Here is a 21966-nt window from a genome sequence, read left to right on the forward strand (position 1 = left end):
AAGATCACTCAAGGTGACGAAGCGCTATTAGATGTCATGCGCGGCGCCGGGGAGCAGGCGAGGCCCACAGCAGGCGGCCGATGGAGACACGCTCGCCCGTCAACGGATCAGGCGTTCTGCTTCACGCCACTGAACCGCAAAGCCGGCCTCATCAGGCGGCGGTGAGATCGAGGGCGATGTCGATGATCATGTCTTCCTGGCCGCCGACCAGGCGGCGCCGGCCGCACTCCATGAGGATGTCGCGGACGTCGACCTCGTACCTCCGGGCAGCGAGCTCGGCGTGGCGGAGGAAGCTGGAGTAGACGCCCGCGTAGCCGAGGGTGAGGGTCTCGCGGTCGACGCGGACCGGGCGGTCCTGGAGCGGGCGGACGATGTCGTCGGCAGCGTCCTGCAGCTTGAACAGGTCGCAGCCGTGCTTGTAGCCGGACAGGTCGGCGACGGCGACGAACGCCTCGATGGGGCAGTTGCCCGCGCCCGCGCCGTGGCCGGCGAGCGAGGCGTCGACCCGTCGGACGCCGTTCTCGACCGCGACGACGGAGTTGGCCACGGAGAGCGAAAGGTTCTCGTGAGCGTGGATGCCGATCTCCGTGGCCGGGTCGAGCACGTCCCGGTAGGCGCGGACCCGGGCGGCGACGTCGTTCATGGTCAGCCGGCCGCCGGAGTCGGTGACGTAGACGCAGTGGGCGCCGTAGGACTCCATCAGTTTGGCCTGCCGGGCGAGCTTCTCGGGCTCGGCCATGTGCGAGAGCATCAGGAAGCCGGAGACGTCCATGCCCAGCTCGCGGGCGGCGACGATGTGCTGGGCGGAGATGTCGGCCTCGGTGCAGTGGGTGGCCACGCGCACCGAGCGGACGCCGAGGTCGAAGGCGTGCTTCAGCTCGTCGATGGTGCCGACGCCAGGCAGGAGCAGAGTGGTGAGGCGGGCGTTCTCCAGGACCGAGGCGGCGGCCTCGATCCACTCCCAGTCGGTGTTCGAGCCGGGACCGTAGTTGAGCGAGCCGCCCGCCAGACCGTCGCCGTGGGCGACCTCGATGGCGTCCACGCCGGCCTCGTCGAGGGCCGAGACGATGCGCTTGACGTCGTCGGGTGTGATCCGGTGCCGGACGGCGTGCATGCCGTCCCGGAGGGTGACGTCCTGGACGAAGATGTCGGTGCTCACTTCGCGGTCTCCTTCTCGGCGGCGATCCGCTCGGCCATCCGTACTGCGGCCGAGGTCATGATGTCGAGGTTTCCGGCGTACGCCGGGAGGTACATGCCCGCGCCCTCGACCTTGAGGAAGACCGACACCTGGTGGGTCGACCGGGAGCCCTCTCCGTCCGCGAGGAGGGTCTCGACCGGCTGGTCGGCCGGTATCTCGCTGATCTGGACGTCCTGCACCATCGTGTAGCCCGGGACGTAGGAGGAGACCTCGGCGACCATCTTCTCGATCGAGGCGGTGATCGCTCGCCCGGCGGCGGCCTGCTCCTCCTCGCTGTCGGGCAGGCTGACCAGGGCGAAGACCGTGTCGCGCATCATCAGCGGTGGCTCGGCCGGGTTGAGGACGATGATCGCTTTTCCGCGCCGGGCCCCGCCGACCTCGACGATCGCGGCGGAGGTGGTCTCGGTGAACTCGTCGATGTTGGCACGGGTGCCCGGACCTGCAGATTTGGAGGCGATCGAGGCGACGATCTCGGCGTATGCCACCGGGACGACCTGGCTGACCGCGGCCACCACCGGGATGGTGGCCTGGCCGCCGCAGGTGACCATGTTGACGTTGGGCGCGTCGAGGTGCTCGTCGATGTTGACGGCCGGGATGACGTAGGGCCCGATGGCGGCCGGTGTCAGGTCGATCATCCGGATACCGAGAGGGCGGAGCCTTTCGTCGTTGTGGCGGTGCGCGCCGGCCGAGGTGGCGTCGAAGACGATGCCGATCTCATCGATCTGCGGCGACTTCAGCAGTCCCTCCACACCTTCGGCGGTTGTCTCAAAGCCGAAGCGGGCGGCGCGGGCGAGGCCGTCGGAGGCCGGGTCGATGCCGACCATGACGCCCATCTCGAGGTGCTGTGCGGTGCGCATGATTTTGATCATCAGGTCGGTGCCGATGTTGCCCGACCCGATGACGGCGACCTTCGTCTTGCTCATCGTGTTTCCTTGTCCGGGGAGGGGGTGTCAGGAAAAGGTGACCGACACGGTGCCGAGCCCGGTGACGGTGGCCTGGACGGCGTTGCCCGGCGTCACCGGGCGCATCGGGCCGAGTGCGCCGGAGAGGACGACCTGACCGGCGCGGAGCGGAGAGCCCAGCTCGCGGGCCTGGCGGGCGAGCCAGACAAGGGCGGTGACCGGGTCGCCGAGGCAGGCTGCGCCGTTGCCGGTGGAGACGGTCTCCCCGTCGATCATCATCGTCATCTCGGCCGTGACGGGGTCGAAGTCGGTGAGGGGGACCTGGCGGGCGCCGAGTACGTAACCGCCGGCGGAGGCGTTGTCGGCGACGGTGTCGCCGAAGCTGATGTCCCAGTCGGCCACGCGGCTGCCGCAGATCTCGAGTGCGGCCACGGCGTGGCCGACGGCTCCGCTGACCTGGGCGTGGTCGAGCAGGCCCTCGGTCAGGTCGTCCTTCAGCACGAAGGCGATCTCGGCCTCGACCCGAGGCTGGAGGATCGCTTCGGCCGGAACGGCCGAGCCGTCGGAGTACGCCATGTCGTCGAAGAGGACGCCGAAGTCGGGCTGGTCAACGCCGAGTTGCTGCTGGACGGCGGTCGAGGTCAGGCCGATCTTGCGGCCGACGACCGTGGCGCCCGCCTTGATCCGCTCGGCGGTGAGCCGTGTCTGTACGGCGTACGCGGCCTGGACGTCGTCACGGCCGATCAGGTCGCGTACCGGAATGGTCGGGACGCCGGTTGCGGCTGCCTCGCGGAGTCGTGCCGCAGCGGCGGCGATGCTGTCCTCGGGGACAGTCAGGTGGGTCTGTGCCATGACGTCCAATCTGCGGCACGGCAGGTGAGGGGGCCATGGTTGCGTTCCACTCAGCGGTACGCTCTTTCACGTGGAGGAGCGTGGGAAAGGCCCTGACGGGGATCGTGACACAGTGTTGGGTAAGGCGCTGGCGATCCTGCGGGCGTTCGGTCCGGCGGACTCCGTGCTTCCGCTCGCCGAGCTGGTCCGGCGGACGGACTTGCCGAAGGGGACTGTGCACCGGGTGGCAGGGGATCTCGTACGGCATCGGCTGCTGGACAAGACGGCGCACGGGTACCGGCTCTCCGGAGGGCTCTTCGAGCTGGGTCTGCGGGCCGCGGCGGAGCGAACGCTGCTCGAACTGGCGATGCCCTTCCTGCAGGACCTCTACGAGCGCACCCACGAGACGGTGCACCTCGGAGTGCGGGAGGGCCGCGAGGTCGTCTACATCGCGAAGATCGGCGGACACCGCCAGGCGAAGGCACCTTCCCGCACCGGCGGGCGGATGCCGATGCACTGCACGGCGTTGGGGAAGGTCCTGTTGGCCCATGCCGGGGAGGAGGAGTGGGCCGCCGTGCTGACCGGGCCGATGGAACGCCGGACGCCACGGACGGTCATCGCGCCCGGTCTGCTGCGCGGGCAGTTGATCCGGGCGGTGGAGACGGGGGTCGCCTACGAACGGGAGGAGTCGACGCAGGGCCTGCTGTGCGTGGCGGCGCCGGTCCCCGCCTCCGACGGGCGGACGGCGGTGGCGGCCATCAGCGTCTCGGGCCCGGTGGGCCGCTTCCGTCCGGAGTCCCACGCCAACGCGGTGCGCGCTGCGGCGACGGCGCTGGGGTCGACGCTGGCACGCCGGGGTCACTGACCGGCGGCGACCGTCCGCGGTGCTGTGCCCGGGCGGTGCGGGGACCGCACCCTTCCTCCTGCGGATCGGCTCAGGCGGTGTCGAAGGAAGGTTCGGCGAGGCCGCCATGCAGCCGTCGATGACGGTCCGGGCCCGGCCCGTGGGAGAGGGGGCAGAGGTGGGCGTGGGCACCGGCCCCCACAGAATCCGCTCATGGCGAGGCCCCCGCGACGACCGTGAGCCTTCCCGGTATGTCAGCAGGTCGGTCTGTCGACGCGTTCGTGTTGGGCGACCGTCATGGAGCGTGTGACCCGTTTCGCCGTTCGGCCTCGGACGGCCCGGCGAGAACCGTCGTCTCAGTTCTCTGCGAGCTCCGGGTCGTACGGCACCCCGGCGCGAAGAGCCGCCTGTCGCACCAGGTGCCAGATCGAGTCGAGAAGCATTCCGGTCAGTGCGGTCGCGTCCCAGTCCTCCCCGGCGCTCACCGACACGTAGAGCCCGTCGGCGCCGGCCATGGTGAACTGCGCCAACCGGGCGGGGAAATCGGGGTCGTGGGACGTCACCTCGGGCGGGAGGATCTGTTGCCACCAGTCGGAGATCAGATCCAGGCGGCCCTGCCGGATGTCGAGGAACATCTGGCGCGCCGCCGATTCGTGCAGCCGGCGTTCCAGGGCGAGCAGGAGACCCAGCCGCCAGAAGCTGGTGGGCTCCGTGGCTTCGAAGGTGCGACCGGAGATCATCTTCTCCAGCTGGTGTGACGGTGACTCCTTCGGGCGGAAGAGCCAGTCCTGCCGGCCCTCCCATTCGTCCAGGCTGTGCTGGAGCAGCGCGGCGAACAGCTTGTCCTTGTTCTCGAAGTGCCAGTACACAGAGCCGACCGGCAGTCCGGAGCGCTTGGCGACCTGGGCGATCGCGGTCCCCTCGTAGCCCTGCTCCGCGGCCAGTTCCAGAGTGGCTTCCAGGATGCGCCTGCGTGATTCCTCGGTGCGCTGGGCCCGGCCCGAGGTTGCTGTCTTCTTCTGCACGCTTCTTGCTATCACGGTGCTCGGCTCCTGTGTGACACTCGCACTCCGGAGGGCTGCGTCCAAGCTGAGATCGTGCCGCGCGAAGGGGGGCGGATCCTTCGGCGTACGTCGGGGATGAACCTGCGCCGGGGCCGTCATCGGGGCTCCGAAGTCCACGTGGTCGAGCGGTCGACCGCCGGTCAGGTCCGCGTGCCGTCCGAGGCCGCCGGCGATCTCGTGTGGCGCGCCTATCATGGCTCGCGCGACGTGCGACAAGATGATCACACACCGAACGGATGCGGCGGGCAGTGGGTAAGGAACAGCGGTCCGAGGCACCGGGCGCGCGGGAACGCATTCTCGACGCCACCTTCGCGCTGCTGGCTGAGGAGGGCCGCCACGCCGTTGACATGAAGCGGATCACCGAGGCGGCGGGGGTGAAAGCCAGCTCGGTGTACTGGTTCTTCCGGGACAAGGACGATGTCGTCCTGGAAGCGGTCGGGCACGGCACGCTGGAGTGGATACGGCGCAAGTTTCCCCTGGCCCCGCCGGTGGGGGACCCGGGCGAGGCCGCCTTCGCACTGTTGCGGCATCTGACCGACGACTTCTCCGAGCGGGCCGACTTCTGGCGCATCGGCCTGCAGATGTCCCTGCCCAGGCAGGGTGGCACCGTGGCCCGGCGAGTGGCCGAGATGCGGGAACGGACCGGTGAGGAGGTTGCTTCCTGGTGGAGCGTCGTCGAGCCGGAACTCGACGGTGACACAGCGGTGTCCCTGGCCAGGCTGACCATGTCCGCTGTGGGGGCCCTGCTGATCGCCCGCCGGGCCGACGCCGGTTTCCCGACTCGCGTCGCGGCCGGGAAATGCGGGCACGCCCTGGCAGGGCTGGCCGGCCGACTGGCCGCGGACCCCGAGGCGTTTGCGTCCGCCGGGCCGATGCCTGTCTCCCGATCCGCGCCGCACCCGGCGGAGGACGTGACGGGCAGCCGCGAGCGGATCCTCGCGGCGACCCTGACGGTGCTGGCCGAGGAGGGGTATCGAGGAGCCACCATCGCCCGGATCACCCGCCGCGCCGAGGTCGGTACGAGCTCGGTGTACTGGGTGTGCGACAACAAGGAGGACTTGGTGAGGCAAGCCATCGGCCGGGCCGCCGACGGCTGGTACTCCACCGTGCCTGCCTGTCTGCCGCTGGCCGACCCGGCGTCCTGGCCCGCGTACCTGGACGAGGGCTTCGAGCGCTATCTCTTGGCGAACCTCGCCGCCCCGGACTTCGTACTCGCCGGTCTGCAGCTCACGCTGGACGAGGAACCCGACGAACCACCCGCCGGCTACACGCTGTACCGCGAGATTCGTGAGACCGTCCGTGAACGGACGGCCCGGTGGCTGCAGGTGGTGGCGTGCGCCGGGGGGCCTCCCGCGGAACTGCGGGCCGAGGACTTCGCGTCATGGATCCATGCGCTGATGGACGAGACGTTCACGCAGTTGGTGATCGCCCGCACCGACGCGGTTCCGCATCGGCATGTGCGGCTGACCGTCGCCCTTCTGGAGGTTCTGGCCGCCCGGCGGTGACGTCGGGCCGGGCCTCCTGCGCCCGGCCCGACGCTCGTGATCACTGCGCCACGGTCTCCAGCGGGGGCCGCCGGTCGGAGACCCCGGCACGCTTCGCGGCCTCGGCCGAGACCTCACCGTTGGCGAAGAACTGGTGGATCACCTGGTTCACGATCTCGGGCTGGTCGGTCTGGGTCTGGTGGCCGGCGTCCGGGACGTAGAAGAACTGCGTCCGGGGCAGCGCGTCCTCCTGCAGGTGCGCGACCGCGACCGACTCGTTGGGATCGTCCCGGCCGAACAGATAGATCCCCGGGATGTCCAGCTTGTCGAGGCGGCCTTTGGTGGCCAGGCGGGCGGCGCTGTTGGCGTCGTGGTCCCGGCCGCTGAGTGAACCGAAGACCCAGGGGAAGATCCGCTCGTAGATCTCCTTCTGTAGATTGGCGGCGTGGGTGCGCATCTTCACGACATCGGGATCGATCTTGCTCTCGTCCAGGACGATCATGCCGAGCATCTTCCGCATGGACTCCTCGGTGCCGTCGAACGGCGGGGGCCCTTGGTATGCCTTGGCCGGCCGCGGATCGGCGGCCTGGATCTGCTCGTTGGTGATCAGATCTCCGATCCGCCCGGCGATCATGAAGTAGCTCTGCACCCGCTCGGGGTGGGACACCAGGAAGTGCGCCGTGTTGACGCAGCCCATGGAGTTCCCGCCGAGGTGGAAGGTGTCCAGGCACAGGGCGTCGGCGAAGTCGCGGAGGAAGTCGACGTAGCCGCCCCAGCCGTAGGTGTAGCGGTCGTACGGGTCGCGGGTGAGGCCGAAGCCGGGGAAGTCCGGGCAGTACACGCGGAAGCCGCGCTCGCCCAGGTAGGGGGCGAGGAGCCGCCAGCCGCCGGCTCCGGATCCGCCCATGATCCCTCCGTGCAGCAGGACGACGGCGGGGCCGTGGTCGCCGGAGGTGGAGTAGTGGACGCGGGCTCCGGTCGGGAGCTGGACCCAGCGGCTGGCCAGACCGGGTTCGGCCACAAGATGCTCGTCGGTGAGCGCCATGGGTGTTCCTTTCGGATGGTGCGGACCCGGGGAGGAGTGCCTCGTCGGGCGCTCAGAACATGCCGAAGGGCTGTGCGTCCGGGGCGAAGATCAGCTCGGTGAACGGCCCGTAGACGGTGGTGGGGTCCGAGCCGAAGTGGCTGCCGCCGACCTGCATGTCGCGGTAGTAGCGCTCCATCGGCAGGTGCGTCCAGCGGGAGGCGGAGCCCGCGTGCCGCCAGATCAGCTCCAGCGCGCCCATCACCCGGGAGCAGCCCACCTTCTGATGTGCCGCCAGGGTGACCCGGTCCTTCAGGGTGATCTCCTCGCCGGCGACCGCCTTGTCCCACATCTCGCCCCACAGCTTGTCCAGATGGGCGATGGTGGCCTCGAGTTCCGACTCGGCGTGCACCAGCGCGCGCTGCTGGTGCGGGTCGCTCTTCGCCTCGCTGCCGAAGGTGGCCCTGCGGTCCTTCAGGTAGTCGGCGAACTGGTCGAGGAAGCCGCGGAAGATGCCGCACAGGGCATGGGCGATCGAGGGGCCGAAGACCGCGACGAACGGGATGCGATACAGCGGCTCGTCCGGCTGGGCGTCCCAGTAGCCTCCGGCCATCAGGCGGCCCTGCTCCAGGGTGTGGTGGGCGGGGACGAACACGTCCTTCACCCGTACCCGCTTGCTGCCCGTGCCCTGGAGGCCCATCACGTTCCATGAGTCCGGGACGATCTCGACCTCCTCACGCGGAAGGACGACGTGCACCGGGCGTGGAGGAGTCGCCGGGGCGCCGTCCTCGCCCAGAACCATGCCGGCCAGGATGAACCACTCGGACACGTCACAGCCGGTGGAGTAGACGACCTCGGTCGAGAACCGGTAGCCGCCGTCGACCGGGGTCAGCCTGCCGACCGGCGCGTAGGGGGAGGCGGTGACGGTGTCGGGGTCGTCGCCGTAGATCTCTTGGCGCACCTGGGGATCGGCGACCGAGATCTCCCACGCGTGGACGCCGCAGACCCCCGCGACCCAGCCGGCCGAGGGGTTGTAGCGGGCGACCGTACGCACCCATTCCGCGAACACCCGAGGGTCCTCGGCGTAGCCGCCGAGGTCCTTGGACAGTAGCAGCCGGAAACCGCCGGAGAGCTTGAGGATCCCGACAGTCCGGTCGGTCAGGTGACCCAGCTCGTCACACTTGGCGTGCTCCTCGCGGAGTACGTCCGCGTGCTCATGGATGACGCGTATCGCCTTGTGCATGTCTCGCCCTTCACCCGGTCTCCGTAGCGCCGCTCGTCCACGGATGATGTAGCGGGGACTGTAAGAATCGTTCCAGGGGAATGTCAATGCGCCAGGTGTGGACGAGCCGGTCATGGGCAGTTGCGCCGAACGGCTGCCTCGCCTCTGGAATATACATTTCAGTGTGCTGTGCAGTCCGGTCCGATGGAGCGTCCTCGATTTTTCCCGTACGCCTCTTGCCGTCGCAGCCATTCGCGTCTAGGTTGCATTCAACCTAGAACGGTGGTTCTAGAACCACCGTTCATGTCGGTGATCCTCAGGAGGCAGCATGATCAGGTCATTGGCGTACCTCGGTGTCACCACTCCGGCGATCGAGGAGTGGAGGTCCTTCGGCCCGGAGGTTCTGGGTCTGGACATGGCAGCCGGCCCGGGCGGCGGGCTGCGGTTCAAGATGGACGAGGCGCAGTGGCGTCTCGCCCTGCACCCCGGTGAGCGTGACGGCGTCGACTACGTCGGCTGGAGTGTGGTGGGCGAGGCAGAGGCGCGAGAGATTGCGAAGAAGGTCGCGGCCACGGGCATCGTGGTCCATGACGGTGACGCCGAGCTGTGTGCGGAGCGGGCGACAGCGGGCCTGCTGTGGTTCGAGGACCCTTTCGGGATCCGGCAGGAGCTGAGCTGGGGCCGGCTGATCGTCCAGTCCTCGTTCCGCCCGGGTCGGGCGATGTCAGGCTTCAAGACCGGTGAACAGGGCATGGGCCATGTGGTGTTCATGGTCCCGGACATCAAGCAGGCGGACGAGTTCTACAGCGAGGTCATGGGCTTCAAGCTCTCCGACCGCATCATTCAGGGGCCGCTGAACGCGCGCTTCTACCACATCAACGGACGTCACCATTCCCTCGCGGTGGCCGAGGCCCCTGGCGTGGTCGGTTTCCAGCACCTGATGCTGGAGGTCAACTCGCTGGACGACGTCGGTCTCGCGCTGGACGAGTGCGAGCGGCGCGCGGTCCCGATCACGATGACGCTGGGCCGCCATGTCAACGACCTGATGACGTCGTTCTACCTGGAGTCGCCGTCGGCGTTCCACATCGAGTACGGATATGGCGGTCTGCAGGTGGACGACCTGTGGGAGCCGAAGACGTTCGACCGGATGAGCATCTGGGGCCACCACCACGACCAGGCGCCCGACGCCGGGCCGGGCCTCATCCTCAATGCCGAACCCCCCGCCGGCGCCTGATCTCGGGGCCGAGCGAGCCCACCGCGGTCGGCACGCCACCCGCACGTCCCGACCTCCTGCGAACGTACAAGGAGTCACCGCATCATGAGTTCCCTCTCCCCCGAGGCCACGAGCCGCGAGATCCGCACCCAGGACGGAAGGATCCACTTCCATGATGCGGGCGAGGGCCACCCGATCGTGCTGCTGCACGGATCCGGCCCCGGCGCCACTGCCTGGGGCAACTTCGCCCCCAACATCGACCATCTCGCGGAGCGTTTCCGTGTGCTGGCCGTGGACCTGCCCGGCTGGGGTGGCTCCGAGGCCGTGCCGATGTCCGAGCGGGACCACCCCGGGGCCGTCATCCGCCTGCTGGACGAGCTCGGCATCGAGAAGGCCGCGCTGGTCGGAAACTCGATGGGTGGGGTGGTCTCCCTGACCACCGCGGCGCTCCACAAGGACCGCGTCTCTCACCTGATCACCATGGGGCCCGCCTCCAAGCCGCGGCCCGGCCTGTTCGCCGCGGGCGGCGGCCCCTCGGAAGGGATGAAGATTCTCTTCAAGGGCTACGCCGACCCGTCGGTGGAGACCATGGCGAAGCTGGTCGACGTGATGACCTACGGTTCCGACTTCGCCTCCGAGGAACTGATCAAGCAGCGCGCCGACGGCGCGCAGGTCAACCCGCAGCACCTCCAGCACTTCATGGAGGGCGTGGCCGAGGGCCGCACCCCCATCACGCGGTGGGCCACCCCCGAGGAACTGATGGGCATCGCCGCGCCCACCCTCCTCATCCACGGCCGCGACGATCGCGTCGTCCACTTCGAGTCCAGCCTCGAGCTGGTCTCGCTGATCCCCGACTCCCGGCTGGTTCTGCTCAACCGCTGTGGCCACTGGGCCCAGTTGGAGCACGCCGCCGAGTTCAACCGCCTGGTCGCCGACTTCGTCGCCCACAGCTGACCACCCACTCGACAAGGAAGTCGATCATGAGCAAAGTCATCGAACGCATCGCCGACAATGCGGCCTACTTCCGGGACCACGCGCAGGAGGCCGAGGACCTCGGCAAGCTGCCCGACCACACCGTGGCGAAGATCCGTGAGACCGGCCTGGACCGCATGTTGCAGCCCAAGCAGTACGGCGGGCTGGAGACGGACCCCGTGGAGTTCTTCGAAGCGGTCATGGAGCTCGCGCAGAACTCCGCCTCCGCCGGCTGGGTCGGCGGCCTGATGAGCATCCACGCCTTCGAGCTGGGCGGCGCCGACCCCAAGGCGCAGGAGGAGATCTGGGGGGAGAGCCCCGAGGCGTGGATCTCCTCGCCGTACGCGCCGTTCGGCCGGGCCAAGCCCGTAGAGGGCGGGTACCTCTTCTCCGGCCGCTGGCCCTTCTCCTCCGGAACGGACCACTGCGAGTGGGCGTTCCTCGGCGGCATGGTCACCGATGCGAACGGTGAGATCAGCGGTCCACCGGACATCCGGCACTTCCTCGTCAAGCGCGACCAGTACGAGATCGTCGAGGGCACCTGGGACACGGTCGGCCTGCGTGGCACCGGCAGCAAGGACGTCACCGTCAAAGACGCGTTCATCCCCGCACACCGGGTGATCGAACAGGGCCTCGTCATGACCGGCGACCTCGCCCGGACCAACCGCCCAGACAACGCCATGTACTCGCTGCCGTTCGGCACCATGTTCGGCGGCGTCATCGCGGCCACCACCATCGGCATCACCCAGGGGGCCCTCAGGGCATCCGTGGAGTACACCCGCAAGCGCATCTCCTTCTCCGGCGCCCGCATCTCCGGCGACCCGCACCAGCTCAACCTGCTCGGTGAGGCGTGGGCGGACATTGAGGCGAGCCGGGTGCACTTCCTGGCCGATATCGCCAAGTACCACGAGCAGGTGCTGGCGGGCCGGCCGATGGACGTCTCCCAGCGGATCACCGCCCGTCGCAACCAGGTGCGGGCCTCCCGGCGTTCGGTGGACGCCGTCGACCGCCTGTTCATGCACGCCGGCGGCGGCTCTCTGCACCGCAGCCAACCGCAGCAGATGTTCTGGCGCGACGCCCACGCCGCCATGAACCACATCTGCAACGTGGCCCCGCCCATCTATACCGGCTTCGGCGCGGACCTGTTCGGCGAGCCGGTAGCACCGGGCGTCTTCCACTGACGTCCGCGGCTCGAAGCGGGCTTCCCGCTCCGGATGCCTGCCACTCGCGCCGCCCGCCCTGCTCTGCGGGTGGCGCGAGCCCTCTTCCCGCACAGGACGCCTCCCAAGCACCTGAAGGATCCGCAGTGCCCGGCGCGTCCGGGCCCCAGGACGACCGATCCGCGCGCGCCGGGACCCCGCCCACGGTCGGCACCGACCGCCCACCCCCGAAAAGCTGATAATCAGGAGGAACAGCGTGTTGATCCCAGAGCCCCGGGCCGTCGCGCCCGCCGAATACCGCCGAGTGATGGGCCACCATCCGACCGGCGTCAGCGTCGTCACCGGGATGCGCGAGGGTGCGCCGATCGGCATGGTCGTGGGGACCTTCAGTGCCGTGTCGATGGACCCGCCTCTGGTGTCCTTCATGCCGACCGTCGCCTCTGGCACCTATGCCCTTCTGAGGGAAGCCAACAGCTTCTGCATCAACGTGCTGGCGGCCGACCAGATGGAATTGTGCCGGACAATGGCGGCGCCCCGCCCGGACAAGTTCGATGGTGTCCCGTGGACGCTCTCTCCCTTCGGCGCCCCGCGCCTGGCCGGTGCGGTGGCGTACGTGGACTGCGTGCCGGGACAGGAGGTGCCGGCGGGGGACCACTGGATCACGCTGTGCCGGGTGCAGGCGATGGAGATCGGGCGGGAGACGTCCCCGCTCGTCTTCTTCCAGGGAGGCTACGGGGAGTTCGCCCGGGCCGGGCGCGCGGACGCCGAGCTCCACGAGTACCTGGCTCAGTACTCCGACTTCGCCATGTGAGGCTGGAACCGAGGACGCTGCCCTGACAGGGCGTGAGGGCCGCCCGGCGCCGGCGAGATCAGTCGTGCACGAGGACCCTGACCCGGGCCAGATTGTCGATGCGGGCGAAAGCCGTTTGCGGATCGGCGTCGCGCTGTGTGCTGACCCGTACGGTGACGAACCGCGTGCCGGGGCCGCGGTAGGTGTGCCGGCGTTCGAGCCGCAACCGGGAGACGGGTTCCGTCACTTCGTCGACCTCGTACGTGCCGTCCCCGTCCAGATCCCACTGCACACGCACGATGCTGCCCGTGCCCGGCGGGACTTCGATGGTCGCCGCCAGGGTTACGGGTGCGCCGACGCGGACGTCGGCGCGTTCGGCACCGTCCGCGGTGATCCGCACCACTGGCTGGACCCCGCCGCGCTCGGCGGCCGAGTCGGGCACGACGACTTGACCCTCCCGGATCTCGTAGCGAGTGCCGGAAGATGGTGTGACACCCTTTTCCACCCAGTCGGCGAGGCTGCGCAGCGCCTCGTGCAGGACGCCCAGATAGCTCACGGTGTGGGTCGGGTGTTCCTGACGTTCGGCATCGGCGTGCAGCGCGTTGTCGATGTACCAGAGCCGGAAGTGGTCGTCGAGGGCCTCCCCGAGGTGCTGTGCGGCCTGGCTCCGATACCAGTCGGCCTGCCAGGGAAAGGCCTCTCGGTCGAGCAGGCAGGACACGAGGATCATCTTGCCGTCGAACCGCCCGGTGGGCACCTGCCCGGCCGCCGCGGCGGCGAACATCGGGGCCAGCAGAAAAGGACGCTGCGGGAGAAGCGGAGCGCCGGAGGCGTCGCGGTGCTGGTCCCAGACCCGGTACTCGGGGCCGGGCACCTGATGGCGGTGATAGGTCTGGGCCGCGAGGAAATTGCTGTTGTCGACGCGGACGGTGTCACCGGGGCGCACGTTGTCCGGGGGTTGCTCGGCGTCGCTCATGTCGAGGACGGCGAGGTCGTGCCAGAGCCCCTTCAGGCGCAGCCGGGTTCCGGCGGCCTCACCGCTCGTCACCGTCAGTTCGGCCCCCAGAGTTTCGGTGCCGGGCACGGCTGAGAGGCGCAGCGCGACGACGGTGTCGTCCTTGTCCGACGGTCCCTTGAACGACTCGTCCACACCTCCCTGCGGAGCCTGGGCAGGGCCGGTGAAGGGGCCGAGATCAGGTGTGTCGCGCCGCACGAGGACTTCACCGACCGTGCTGTCGAAGCGGACACGGTCCCGATGGACCGAGGAGTCGGGGTCCGCACCGAGATACCCGGGCGTGGTCCAGAACTCCTCGAAGTATCCGGGGTCCACCGTGACGATGTGCGGGTACAGCGTGCCGAAGGCGTGCGTCCCCATGGTGCGATGCGCGAACCACGAACGGAGCGGGAAACCCATGCGCGTCACCTCGGACAGGGCGGCACTCTCCTCGGGGGTCAGGTCCCGGTACGGGTCCCCGCTGCCGCCGGGCTCCATCGCGTCCACGACCCGGTCGAACACGTGGCGCAGCACCCGCTGGGCATGCATCCGCACGGCGAATACGTTGGGGACGGCCATCGGGCTGCCGGGGACGTAGGGGACGAAGCCGTCCCACACTCCCGTGGTGTGCTCCGCGCAGCCCATGGTCCGGAAGGCGCCGCCGCTGCCACCGTAGGCATAGCCGTAGGGGCGGTGGTCGCCGTACACCTGGCGGGCTATCACCTTGGAGTGCTCTGCGGCGGCGGCGTTCGCACGGTAACCGGCGATCGTCGGATCCGTGGCCGAGCCGGGGGCCCCGGAGGATCCGCCTCCGTTGGTCTCCAGGAAGTAGCCGCCTGCGGCGAACGCGAACCCAATCTTGTCCTCCTGCCCGGTCGCGGACTGCGCCAGGTGCTCGCTCTCGGGGACCGGGGTGATGTGCTGGAAGAAGCGTCCCCCGTAGTTTTCCAGCGGGGGGAAGTAGAGGGAGAACCGGGTGTCGGTGCCCTTGAAGTATCCGTGTATGTACCGGTGGGGCCGAGGTGTGTCGCGCCACTCGTCGGCATCCACGTACGGGTGGTCAAAAGTGTGTGCGGTCATGATCCGTTTCCAGGTGGTCAGAGGCCGTTTCCGGGGCGGTTGAGGACGGCCAGTCCCTCGATCCAGTTCTGGCCAGTGAGGCGGCGGACCCCGTCCACCAGTGCCCCTCCGCAGTCGAAGTCCGGGTCGCCGAGGCGGGCCAGGGCCAGGCCGTCCCAGAGCGCGAGGATCTGCCGGGCCGTCTCCCGGGCGTCCAGCCCGGGGTGGGCCAGCCCGTCGCGCTGTCTTTTCGCGATCAACCCGGTCCAGACGTCCATCGCCCGCTTCTGCCGGCGGGTGAAGTACTCGCCGGCGGGGTGTTCCGGCGTCGCGGACTGGCCTCGCAGCATCACGAACAGACGCAGTCGACGTTCGTGCGCCGACACCGCCGCGGTCGCGACGGCGCGCAGAGCGTCGAGGTCCAGCGCGAGTTCTCCGTCCCCCACGGTCGCAAGGTCCAGTTCAAGGTCGTCCCAATGGTCTAGGGCGGAGACGAGCAGGTGATCCTTGGTCGGGAAGTGGTAGAGAACCGTCGGTTCGCTGGAGCCCGACCGGGCGGCGACGAGTGAGGTGGTGACTCTCTCGTGACCCAGCTCGTCGACCAGTCCGAGCACGGTGAGTGCGATGCGTTCCCGACGTTCACGGGACCGCTGGTAGGGACCGCGCTTGCGCGGGCGTGCGGCAGCCTCCACGGACTGCCCTCCTCTCAATATTGAGTGAACGCTAATCAATATTTCATCAATCGACAAGCATCACGTCCCCGGGAGTCTCTTGGGACTGTGAATACTGGTGTGGGGATAGGTTTCAGGCGGTCGAGGCGTGTCCGAAGTTGTTCACGACGTCGGGTCCCTTGCCATGATCTCGTCGACCAGGCCCCACTCGTGCGCCTCTGTGACGGACAGCGCGGTGCCGGGCAGGCCAGGTAGGCGGTGCCCTCCCGGCCGATGCGAGCGGGCAGGCTCGCGGAGCCCCCGCGCCGGGGAATCAGACACATGGCAATCTCGTGCGGCCGGATCACCGTGTCCGGAGCGGCCGTCACCCGCCCGACGAAGGCGGCCAGTTCGATGTTCGCGCCGACGCAGACACCGCGCAGGTGGGCGGTCACTGTGCCGGAGCAGCCCGGGGCTTACAGGTGACCCGCACCCGGTGCGCCTCGGCGGTGCCCCTGGACGTATCGAACTCGGTGAGAGCGCCCCGCTGCAAAACGCAGGCCCGGTGCCTCGGAGGCCGACGCAGGTGGTCACGGGTCTGTTTTGCACACCGGTGGCCGTCGCCGTCAGTACCGGCGGTCCGCATCTCAGTGAGCCGGCGGTCAGGTGACCCCTCAGGCGAGGTGATGTGCGAGGCACGGTGGTTGGTGTAGCCCCCTACACCACCGCGGGGTGCTGTGCTCTCCTGCCCCTCCGCATCCATCTGCCTAACCTGGGCGACATGTGGAAAGCAATGGTGCAGGCCAAGCGGGCAACGGTACAGCTGTGCAGGTCGGTGGCGATGGTCTTCGCCATGTGCCTGTTCGTCTGCGTGCTCCTGATCACGGCCGTGGGCACACTGGCCGTGGTCGGCGCCTGGTTGCTTCCGGAAACGCTGCTCCTGGTTCGCCGCATCGCCGGCGCGAAAAGGTTCCTGGTGGCCACGTGGACCGGCCGTGAGATTCCGCAGGCGTATCAGCCGATCACCGGCCGTCTGCGACAACGTCTCCGCATCGTGCTGCGTGATCCCGGCACCCGGTCCGACCTGCGGTGGATGGCTGCCTTCTACGTATATGGCTGGATGGGCCTGCTGGCCGTTCCGCTGTGGCCGCTCGGCCTGGTCGTGGACGGCGTGTGGAGTGGCCTCCTGCGGCGGCAGCCGGTCGTTCTGCCCCTGATCAGCCGCCTGGCGGACCTGGAAGCCGACTGGTCGACCGCTCTGCTCAAGCCGCCCCCGCAGGCTCTGCTGGCCGCCAGGGTCGACGAACTGACCGCTACCAGGGCGGGCGCCATCGCCGCACACGAAGCCGAACTGCGCCGAATCGAGCGCGACCTGCACGACGGAGCACAGGCACATTTGGTATCGCTGTCCATGCGCATCGGGCTCGCCCGACGTGCTTACGATCACCGGCCCGAGACCGCTCGCCGACTCATGGACGAGGCACAGGAACAAGCGGAGGAGGCCCTCGCGCAACTGCGGCATGTGGTGCGCGGCATCCATCCCCCCATCCTTTCCGATCGCGGCCTGGTCGGGGCGGTGCGCGCGCTGGCAGCCAGCAGCGGCCTCGACGTGGTCGTGAATGTCGTCGGGCTCGCCGACGACGGGCCCAGGGCACCGGCGGCGGTGGAGGCAGCCGCGTACTTCGCCATCGCAGAGGCGTTGACCAACGCGGCGAAGCACAGCGGCTCCGTACGTGCCTCCGTCCGCCTCGAACGTCTGCGCAACGCCGTGCGGGTCGTGGTGAGGGACGAAGGCGCAGGTGGCGCGGACGAGGCCGGCGGCACCGGGATGATCGGCATCCGTCGCCGGGTCGCGGCTCTGGACGGTACGGTTACGGTGACCAGTCCTGAAGGAGGACCGACTGCCGTGACAGTGGAACTGCCTTGCGTGTGGTGATCGCAGAAGACAACGCATTGCTGCGTGAGGGCCTGGTCCTGTTGCTCACATCAGTCGGACACGAAGTCGCGGCCGTCGTCGGGACCGGTCCCGAGACCCTCCCGGCCCTGCTGGAGCAGCGTCCGGACGTGGCCGTACTCGATGTGCGCATGCCTCCCGGATTCCGGGACGAAGGGCTGCGCGCGGCGCTCGCCGCGCGTGAGCAGATCCCGGGCCTTCCGGTTCTGGTTCTCTCGCAGTACGTCGAGGAGTCGTACGCCGCCGAACTGCTGAGCGGCGGCAGCAGCGGGATCGGGTACCTGCTCAAAGACCGCGTGGGCCGGGTGGACGAGTTCCTCGACGCGCTGGAGCGGGTGGCGGCCGGTGGTACCGCTCTGGACCCGGAGGTGGTCACCGAGCTCCTCACCCGTCGCCGGGACTCCCCTCTGGACTCGCTGACCCCGCGTGAGCGCGAGGTGCTCAAGCTGATGGCGGAGGGACACGGAAACACCGCCATCGCCGAGGCGTTGGTCGTGACGGAACGCTCAGTGAGCAAGCACATCGGCAATGTCTTCCTCAAGCTCGGTCTGCCGCCCAGCGACAGCGGGCACCGCAGGGTGCTGGCCGTGCTGACGTACCTGAAGGACCCCAGGAAGGCCGTCTGACGCTGCGCCGGCAAACGTCCGTCGCCTCCCAGGCCTCTCGTCGGGGCGTCGTCCACGACGTCCGGGCCGCTCCCGACGGGTCTGCCTCTCGCCCGGTGGTGTAGCGGGCTACACCACCGGTTCGGGAGATCACTCCCTCGTCGCGGCACGCGCCGGACGGGATCGTGGAGAGCAGAGGGCACACCCCCTCGCATCCGTCGAGCGGATGCGGGGCCAGCCCGTTTTCCCTGTTCTGTACCGCTGATGTGGAGGCGTTCTCCCCGCCATGGCAACTTTCCTGTACCAAGTCGGTCGTATGGCCTTTCGGTGGCGATGGCTCGTCACGCTCCTGTGGGTGGCCGTTCTGGCCGCCGCGGGCTTCGCCGCCGTCAAGGCTCCGGCCGCACCCGACGACGGGTTCGCCATGCCGGGCCTGGAATCGCAGAAGGCGTTCGACCTGATGGACGAGCGTTTCCCGGGGTCGGGAGCCGAGGGCGCGAGTGCTCGGCTCGTCTTCATCGCGCCTGACGGGGAGAAGGTCACCGCCACGCAGAACAAGGCGGCCATCGAGGAACTGGTCGACGAGGCCGGTGACGGCTCACAGGTGGTCCGTGCCGTCGACCCCTTCCAGGCGGATGCCGTCAGCGCGGACGGCTCCGTCGCATACTCGACCGTCACCTTCGAGGTGGCGGCGGCGGACCTCACCGACGCGAGCAAGGAACAGCTGGAGACAGCCGTCGACCAGGCCAGGGACACCGGTCTGACGGTCGAGATCGGCGGTAACGCCCTGGCGACGCAGCCCGCGGCCGGCGGATCGGCCGAGGCGATGGGCATCGCGGTGGCCGCAGTGGTCCTCCTGATCACCTTCGGCTCCATGGCCGCAGCCGGACTTCCGCTGCTGACCGCGATCATCGGTGTCGGTGTCAGCATGACCGGCATCATCGCTCTGGGCAGCACCTTCGGCCTCTCCCTGACCACCGGCACGCTCGCCTCCATGCTCGGACTGGCATGCGGCATCGACTACGCCCTGTTCGTCGTCTCCCGCTACCGCGAGGAGCGCGCCAAGGGACGTGCCCCGGAAGAGGCCGTCGCACTCGCCGCCGGCACCGCCGGATCCGCCGTGGTCTTCGCCGGCCTGACCGTGGTCATCGCTCTCGCCGGCCTGTCGGTGGTGGACATCCCGATGCTCACGAAGATGGGCCTCAGTGCCGCCGGTGCCGTCGTCATCGCGGTCCTCATCTGTCTCACACTGGTGCCGGCCCTGCTGGGATTCTGGCCGAAGGCCGTACTCGCCCGTCGTGTCCGCAAGGGGACCAAGCGCGACCGCCCGGGAGCCGGACACGATCGAGGCGGGTCGACCGAGAACGCCGGCAGCCGCTGGGCCCGCCTTGTAGTGCGCCACCCGCTGCCCGTGCTCCTGCTGGGCGTGGTCGGTCTGGGAGCGGTCGCCATACCGGCGACCGGCCTGCAGCTGGGCATGCCCGGTGACGAGTCCAAGCCCACCTCCACGACCGAGCGCCGCGCTTACGACGCCCTGGCCGACGGTTTCGGTCCCGGCTTCAACGGCCCGCTGACCGTCGTGGTGGACACCAAGAACAGCGACGACCCCGAGGCCGCCGTGAGCACGATCTCCAAGGAGATCGGCTCCACCGACGGGATCGTGTCCGTCTCCCCGGCCCAGTTCAACCAGGCCCGCGACGCGGCCGTCATCACCGCCACCCCGTCCACCAGCCCCACCGATGCGGCCACGATCGACCTCGTGAAGACCATCCGCGGCGAGCGCCCGGCCGTGGAGCAGCAGGCGAGCGCCACCTATGAGATCACCGGCAGTACCGCCGCCAACATCGACTTCGCGCAGAAGTTCCAGTCGGCGCTGGTGCCTTACCTGATCGTCGTGGTGGGCCTGGCCATCGTGCTCCTGCTGCTGGTCTTCCGCTCCATCCTCGTGCCACTCAAGGCGGCTCTGGGATACCTGCTCTCCGTGCTGGCTGCCCTGGGCGCAGTGGTCATGGTGTTCCAGCACGGGCACGGCGCCGAGCTGCTCGGTGTCGAGCAGACCGGTCCGATCATGAGCATGATGCCGATCTTCCTGGTGGGCATCGTCTTCGGCCTCGCCATGGACTACGAGGTCTTCCTTGTCTCCCGTATCCGCGAGGCGTACGTCCACGGTGAGCGGCCGGGCCAGGCCATCGTCTCCGGCTTCCGCTCGAGCTCACGCGTGGTCGTCGCCGCCGCGCTGATCATGATGGCGGTGTTCTCCGGCTTCATCGGTTCAGCCGAATCCATGATCAAGGTAATCGGTTTCGGCCTGGCAGTCGCCGTCTTCTTCGACGCCTTCGTGGTCCGGATGGCCATCGTGCCCGCGGTCCTCGCCCTCCTGGGCGACCGCGCGTGGCGCCTGCCGCGCTGGCTCGACCGGCTCCTGCCCAACGTCGACATCGAAGGTGAGGCGCTCACCAGCAAGCACACCACCCCGGACGCACCGGCTGACCAGCCCGAGAGCGTGCCCGCGTACCGCGGGTAGAGCACGCCGCAACCTCGGTGGGTGGCCTTCCACGCGCCCACCGACGAACCGGGGCCGCACCCAGCGGCAACGGCCCCATGACTCGCCTCGCCCGTGGGGACGGGGCGGCGAGTCCCACGCCCGGTGGCCCGAGCGCATTCCGCTCGGGCCACCGGGCCCGTGCGTTCCCGCGTCTGCGGAGCTGTCGGGCCGGCCCGGTCCTGTGCCGTTCCGGGGCGGCCCACCCCCGCCGGGTGCGGTGCGACCGGTGTATTCCGCTACACCACAGGTCGGGGGGCGTGCTGTCTCGTCCTGACCGCCTGTTCGACGAGATCGTGAAGACCTGGCAACTCGCTTCCACGGCCAGTAGACGCGCGCGACCCCGGTCGGGCAGAGCCGTGGGCGGGCGTGGGGGCAGACCGTACGTTCCGATTGGAGAGCTCGTCATGAACACCCCGGTTGCTGTGGCCCTTGCGCTCGCCTCCGTCGTCGCTTACGCGGTCGCGGCCGCGATGCAGCACCGCGTGGCCGGGAAGAACACCGCCACGGGCGGCCTGCGGGCGGTGTTGACGGACGCCGCCTGGTGGGTGTCCACCGGCACCAACGCCCTGGGTGCTCTACTGCACGTCGCGGCTCTCGCCTTCGGACCGCTGAGCCTGGTGCAGTGCCTCGGTGCGCTCACCGTCGTCCTCGCCGTCCCGATCGGCGCCCACGCAGCCGGCAGGCGCGTCAGCCGCGCCGAATGGAAGGCCCTCTGCCTGACCGCAACCGGTTTCGCCCTGCTCATCCCGCTCACCTTCACCACCGGGTCGGGCGGCTTTCTCACCGCCTCCGGTGCTCTCGGCGTTGCGACAACCGCCTTTCTCGCTGTCCCCCTCGCGCTGTCCGTCCGGCACCCCGCCCTGCGTGCACCGGCGTTAGCCGCTGCTTCCGGAGTCGTCTCCGGCAGCGGTTCGGCCCTCACTCAGACCGTGCTGAACGCGGACCGTCTGATCTCCTGGCAGACGGCCTTGGTGGCGCTGCCGACGATCGGCCTGGCCATGGCCGGTCTGCTGCTGTCCCAGGCCGCGTACACGGGCGGCCTCGGAACGCCCCTGGCGATCCTCACCCTCGTCAACCCGTTCACGGCGACGCTCATCGGTGTGGCGCTCCTCGGCGAACGGGTACCGGGAGGTCCTTGGGGGGCCGCTCTGGCTCTCACGGGTGCCGCGTTGACCGCACGCGGGGTCTTCCTGCTCACGCGGCACAGCTCTGCAGCCGTCAAGCCCTGTGATGTCGTGGCAGCGCCTTCACGCGCAGCGTCCGACAGTGACTGTCCGGCCGGTGCCGCGGTCGTTTCCGTGTGAGCCCGTCCCTCCCCAGGGCTCCGCGAAGGCGGGGATACCGCGCTGTGTACGGGTTCCGGGCGTTACCCGATCTTGACGACGTACACCTTGTGAACGGCCACAGGCTTCCTATTGGCTACTGACGCGCGTCAGTACGCCGCTTCCACCATGT

General features: G+C 69.1%; 18 protein-coding genes. 10 read left to right on the forward strand and 8 right to left on the reverse strand.

Annotated features, from left to right (window positions below; genetic code table 11):
• Window positions 1-151: 151 nt before the first annotated feature.
• From dmpG to AB0P41_RS30190, 3 genes are read right to left on the reverse strand one after another with little or no spacing between them, the layout of a single operon-like run.
• Window positions 152-1159 carry a 4-hydroxy-2-oxovalerate aldolase gene (gene dmpG / locus AB0P41_RS30180; RefSeq protein ID WP_365935267.1) on the reverse strand — a complete coding sequence of 336 codons (1008 nt, stop codon included), beginning with the start codon at window positions 1157-1159 and terminating at the stop codon, window positions 152-154.
• Entirely contained in the window at window positions 1156-2121 is a 966-nt protein-coding gene (locus tag AB0P41_RS30185) for an acetaldehyde dehydrogenase (acetylating) (RefSeq protein WP_365935268.1), read from the reverse strand. The genes dmpG and AB0P41_RS30185 overlap by 4 nt, the downstream gene beginning before the upstream one ends.
• A 27-nt stretch (window positions 2122-2148) precedes the next feature.
• Window positions 2149-2952 (reverse strand): fumarylacetoacetate hydrolase family protein, encoded by an 804-nt coding sequence (locus tag AB0P41_RS30190; RefSeq protein ID WP_365935270.1) that lies wholly within the window; start codon window positions 2950-2952, stop codon window positions 2149-2151.
• Between the two features lie 112 nt (window positions 2953-3064).
• Between AB0P41_RS30190 and AB0P41_RS30195 the strand changes: the two genes are divergently transcribed.
• Window positions 3065-3796, forward strand: a complete 732-nt coding sequence (locus tag AB0P41_RS30195) for an IclR family transcriptional regulator (protein ID WP_356715164.1) — start codon at window positions 3065-3067, stop codon at window positions 3794-3796.
• A 335-nt stretch (window positions 3797-4131) separates the two neighbouring features.
• On the opposite strand, the gene AB0P41_RS30200 is transcribed toward AB0P41_RS30195, so the two are convergent.
• On the reverse strand, window positions 4132-4815 hold the full coding sequence (locus tag AB0P41_RS30200; RefSeq protein ID WP_365935273.1) for a TetR/AcrR family transcriptional regulator: 684 nt from the start codon (window positions 4813-4815) through the stop codon (window positions 4132-4134).
• A 272-nt stretch (window positions 4816-5087) separates the two neighbouring features.
• On the opposite strand from AB0P41_RS30200, the gene AB0P41_RS30205 reads away from it, so the two are divergent.
• Window positions 5088-6344, forward strand: coding sequence for a TetR/AcrR family transcriptional regulator (locus AB0P41_RS30205; RefSeq protein ID WP_356715168.1), 1257 nt, complete (start codon window positions 5088-5090; stop codon window positions 6342-6344).
• Window positions 6345-6384: 40 nt separating this feature from the next.
• On the opposite strand, the gene AB0P41_RS30210 is transcribed toward AB0P41_RS30205, so the two are convergent.
• Together AB0P41_RS30210 and AB0P41_RS30215 are read right to left on the reverse strand one after the other, a co-directional pair.
• Window positions 6385-7368: an alpha/beta hydrolase gene (locus tag AB0P41_RS30210; RefSeq protein ID WP_356715170.1), complete on the reverse strand. Its 984-nt coding sequence runs from the start codon at window positions 7366-7368 to the stop codon at window positions 6385-6387.
• A gap of 52 nt (window positions 7369-7420) precedes the next feature.
• On the reverse strand, window positions 7421-8590 hold the full coding sequence (locus tag AB0P41_RS30215) for a hypothetical protein (RefSeq protein ID WP_365935275.1): 1170 nt from the start codon (window positions 8588-8590) through the stop codon (window positions 7421-7423).
• A 307-nt stretch (window positions 8591-8897) separates the two neighbouring features.
• Between AB0P41_RS30215 and AB0P41_RS30220 the strand changes: the two genes are divergently transcribed.
• The 4 genes from AB0P41_RS30220 to AB0P41_RS30235 all read left to right on the forward strand — a co-directional run bounded on the left by AB0P41_RS30220 (window position 8898) and on the right by AB0P41_RS30235 (window position 12725).
• Window positions 8898-9803, forward strand: coding sequence for a VOC family protein (locus tag AB0P41_RS30220; RefSeq protein ID WP_365935276.1), 906 nt, complete (start codon window positions 8898-8900; stop codon window positions 9801-9803).
• Window positions 9804-9887: 84 nt separating this feature from the next.
• Window positions 9888-10736: an alpha/beta hydrolase gene (locus tag AB0P41_RS30225; RefSeq protein ID WP_356715176.1), complete on the forward strand. Its 849-nt coding sequence runs from the start codon at window positions 9888-9890 to the stop codon at window positions 10734-10736.
• A gap of 26 nt (window positions 10737-10762) precedes the next feature.
• Complete coding sequence (locus tag AB0P41_RS30230; protein WP_356715178.1) at window positions 10763-11935, forward strand: acyl-CoA dehydrogenase family protein; 1173 nt, start codon at window positions 10763-10765, stop codon at window positions 11933-11935.
• A gap of 235 nt (window positions 11936-12170) precedes the next feature.
• Window positions 12171-12725 carry a flavin reductase family protein gene (locus tag AB0P41_RS30235; RefSeq protein ID WP_365935279.1) on the forward strand — a complete coding sequence of 185 codons (555 nt, stop codon included), beginning with the start codon at window positions 12171-12173 and terminating at the stop codon, window positions 12723-12725.
• 58 nt (window positions 12726-12783) lie between these two features.
• On the opposite strand, the gene AB0P41_RS30240 is transcribed toward AB0P41_RS30235, so the two are convergent.
• Together AB0P41_RS30240 and AB0P41_RS30245 are read right to left on the reverse strand one after the other, a co-directional pair.
• Window positions 12784-14778 carry a hypothetical protein gene (locus tag AB0P41_RS30240; RefSeq protein WP_356715182.1) on the reverse strand — a complete coding sequence of 665 codons (1995 nt, stop codon included), beginning with the start codon at window positions 14776-14778 and terminating at the stop codon, window positions 12784-12786.
• 17 nt (window positions 14779-14795) lie between these two features.
• Entirely contained in the window at window positions 14796-15449 is a 654-nt protein-coding gene (locus AB0P41_RS30245) for a TetR/AcrR family transcriptional regulator (RefSeq protein ID WP_356715184.1), read from the reverse strand.
• A gap of 739 nt (window positions 15450-16188) precedes the next feature.
• Between AB0P41_RS30245 and AB0P41_RS30250 the strand changes: the two genes are divergently transcribed.
• The 4 genes from AB0P41_RS30250 to AB0P41_RS30265 all read left to right on the forward strand — a co-directional run bounded on the left by AB0P41_RS30250 (window position 16189) and on the right by AB0P41_RS30265 (window position 21815).
• Window positions 16189-17343: a histidine kinase gene (locus AB0P41_RS30250; RefSeq protein ID WP_356715186.1), complete on the forward strand. Its 1155-nt coding sequence runs from the start codon at window positions 16189-16191 to the stop codon at window positions 17341-17343.
• On the forward strand, window positions 17331-17987 hold the full coding sequence (locus AB0P41_RS30255; protein ID WP_356715188.1) for a response regulator transcription factor: 657 nt from the start codon (window positions 17331-17333) through the stop codon (window positions 17985-17987). The genes AB0P41_RS30250 and AB0P41_RS30255 overlap by 13 nt, the downstream gene beginning before the upstream one ends.
• Window positions 17988-18252: 265 nt before the next feature.
• A complete protein-coding gene (locus AB0P41_RS30260) occupies window positions 18253-20490 on the forward strand; it encodes an MMPL family transporter (protein ID WP_356715190.1) in 2238 nt (745 codons plus the stop codon).
• A gap of 425 nt (window positions 20491-20915) precedes the next feature.
• A complete protein-coding gene (locus tag AB0P41_RS30265; protein ID WP_356715192.1) occupies window positions 20916-21815 on the forward strand; it encodes a hypothetical protein in 900 nt (299 codons plus the stop codon).
• The last annotated feature ends 151 nt before the right edge of the window (window positions 21816-21966 follow it).

This window comes from Streptomyces sp. NPDC079167 (assembly GCF_040686735.1).
Classification (GTDB): Bacteria; Actinomycetota; Actinomycetes; order Streptomycetales; family Streptomycetaceae; genus Streptomyces.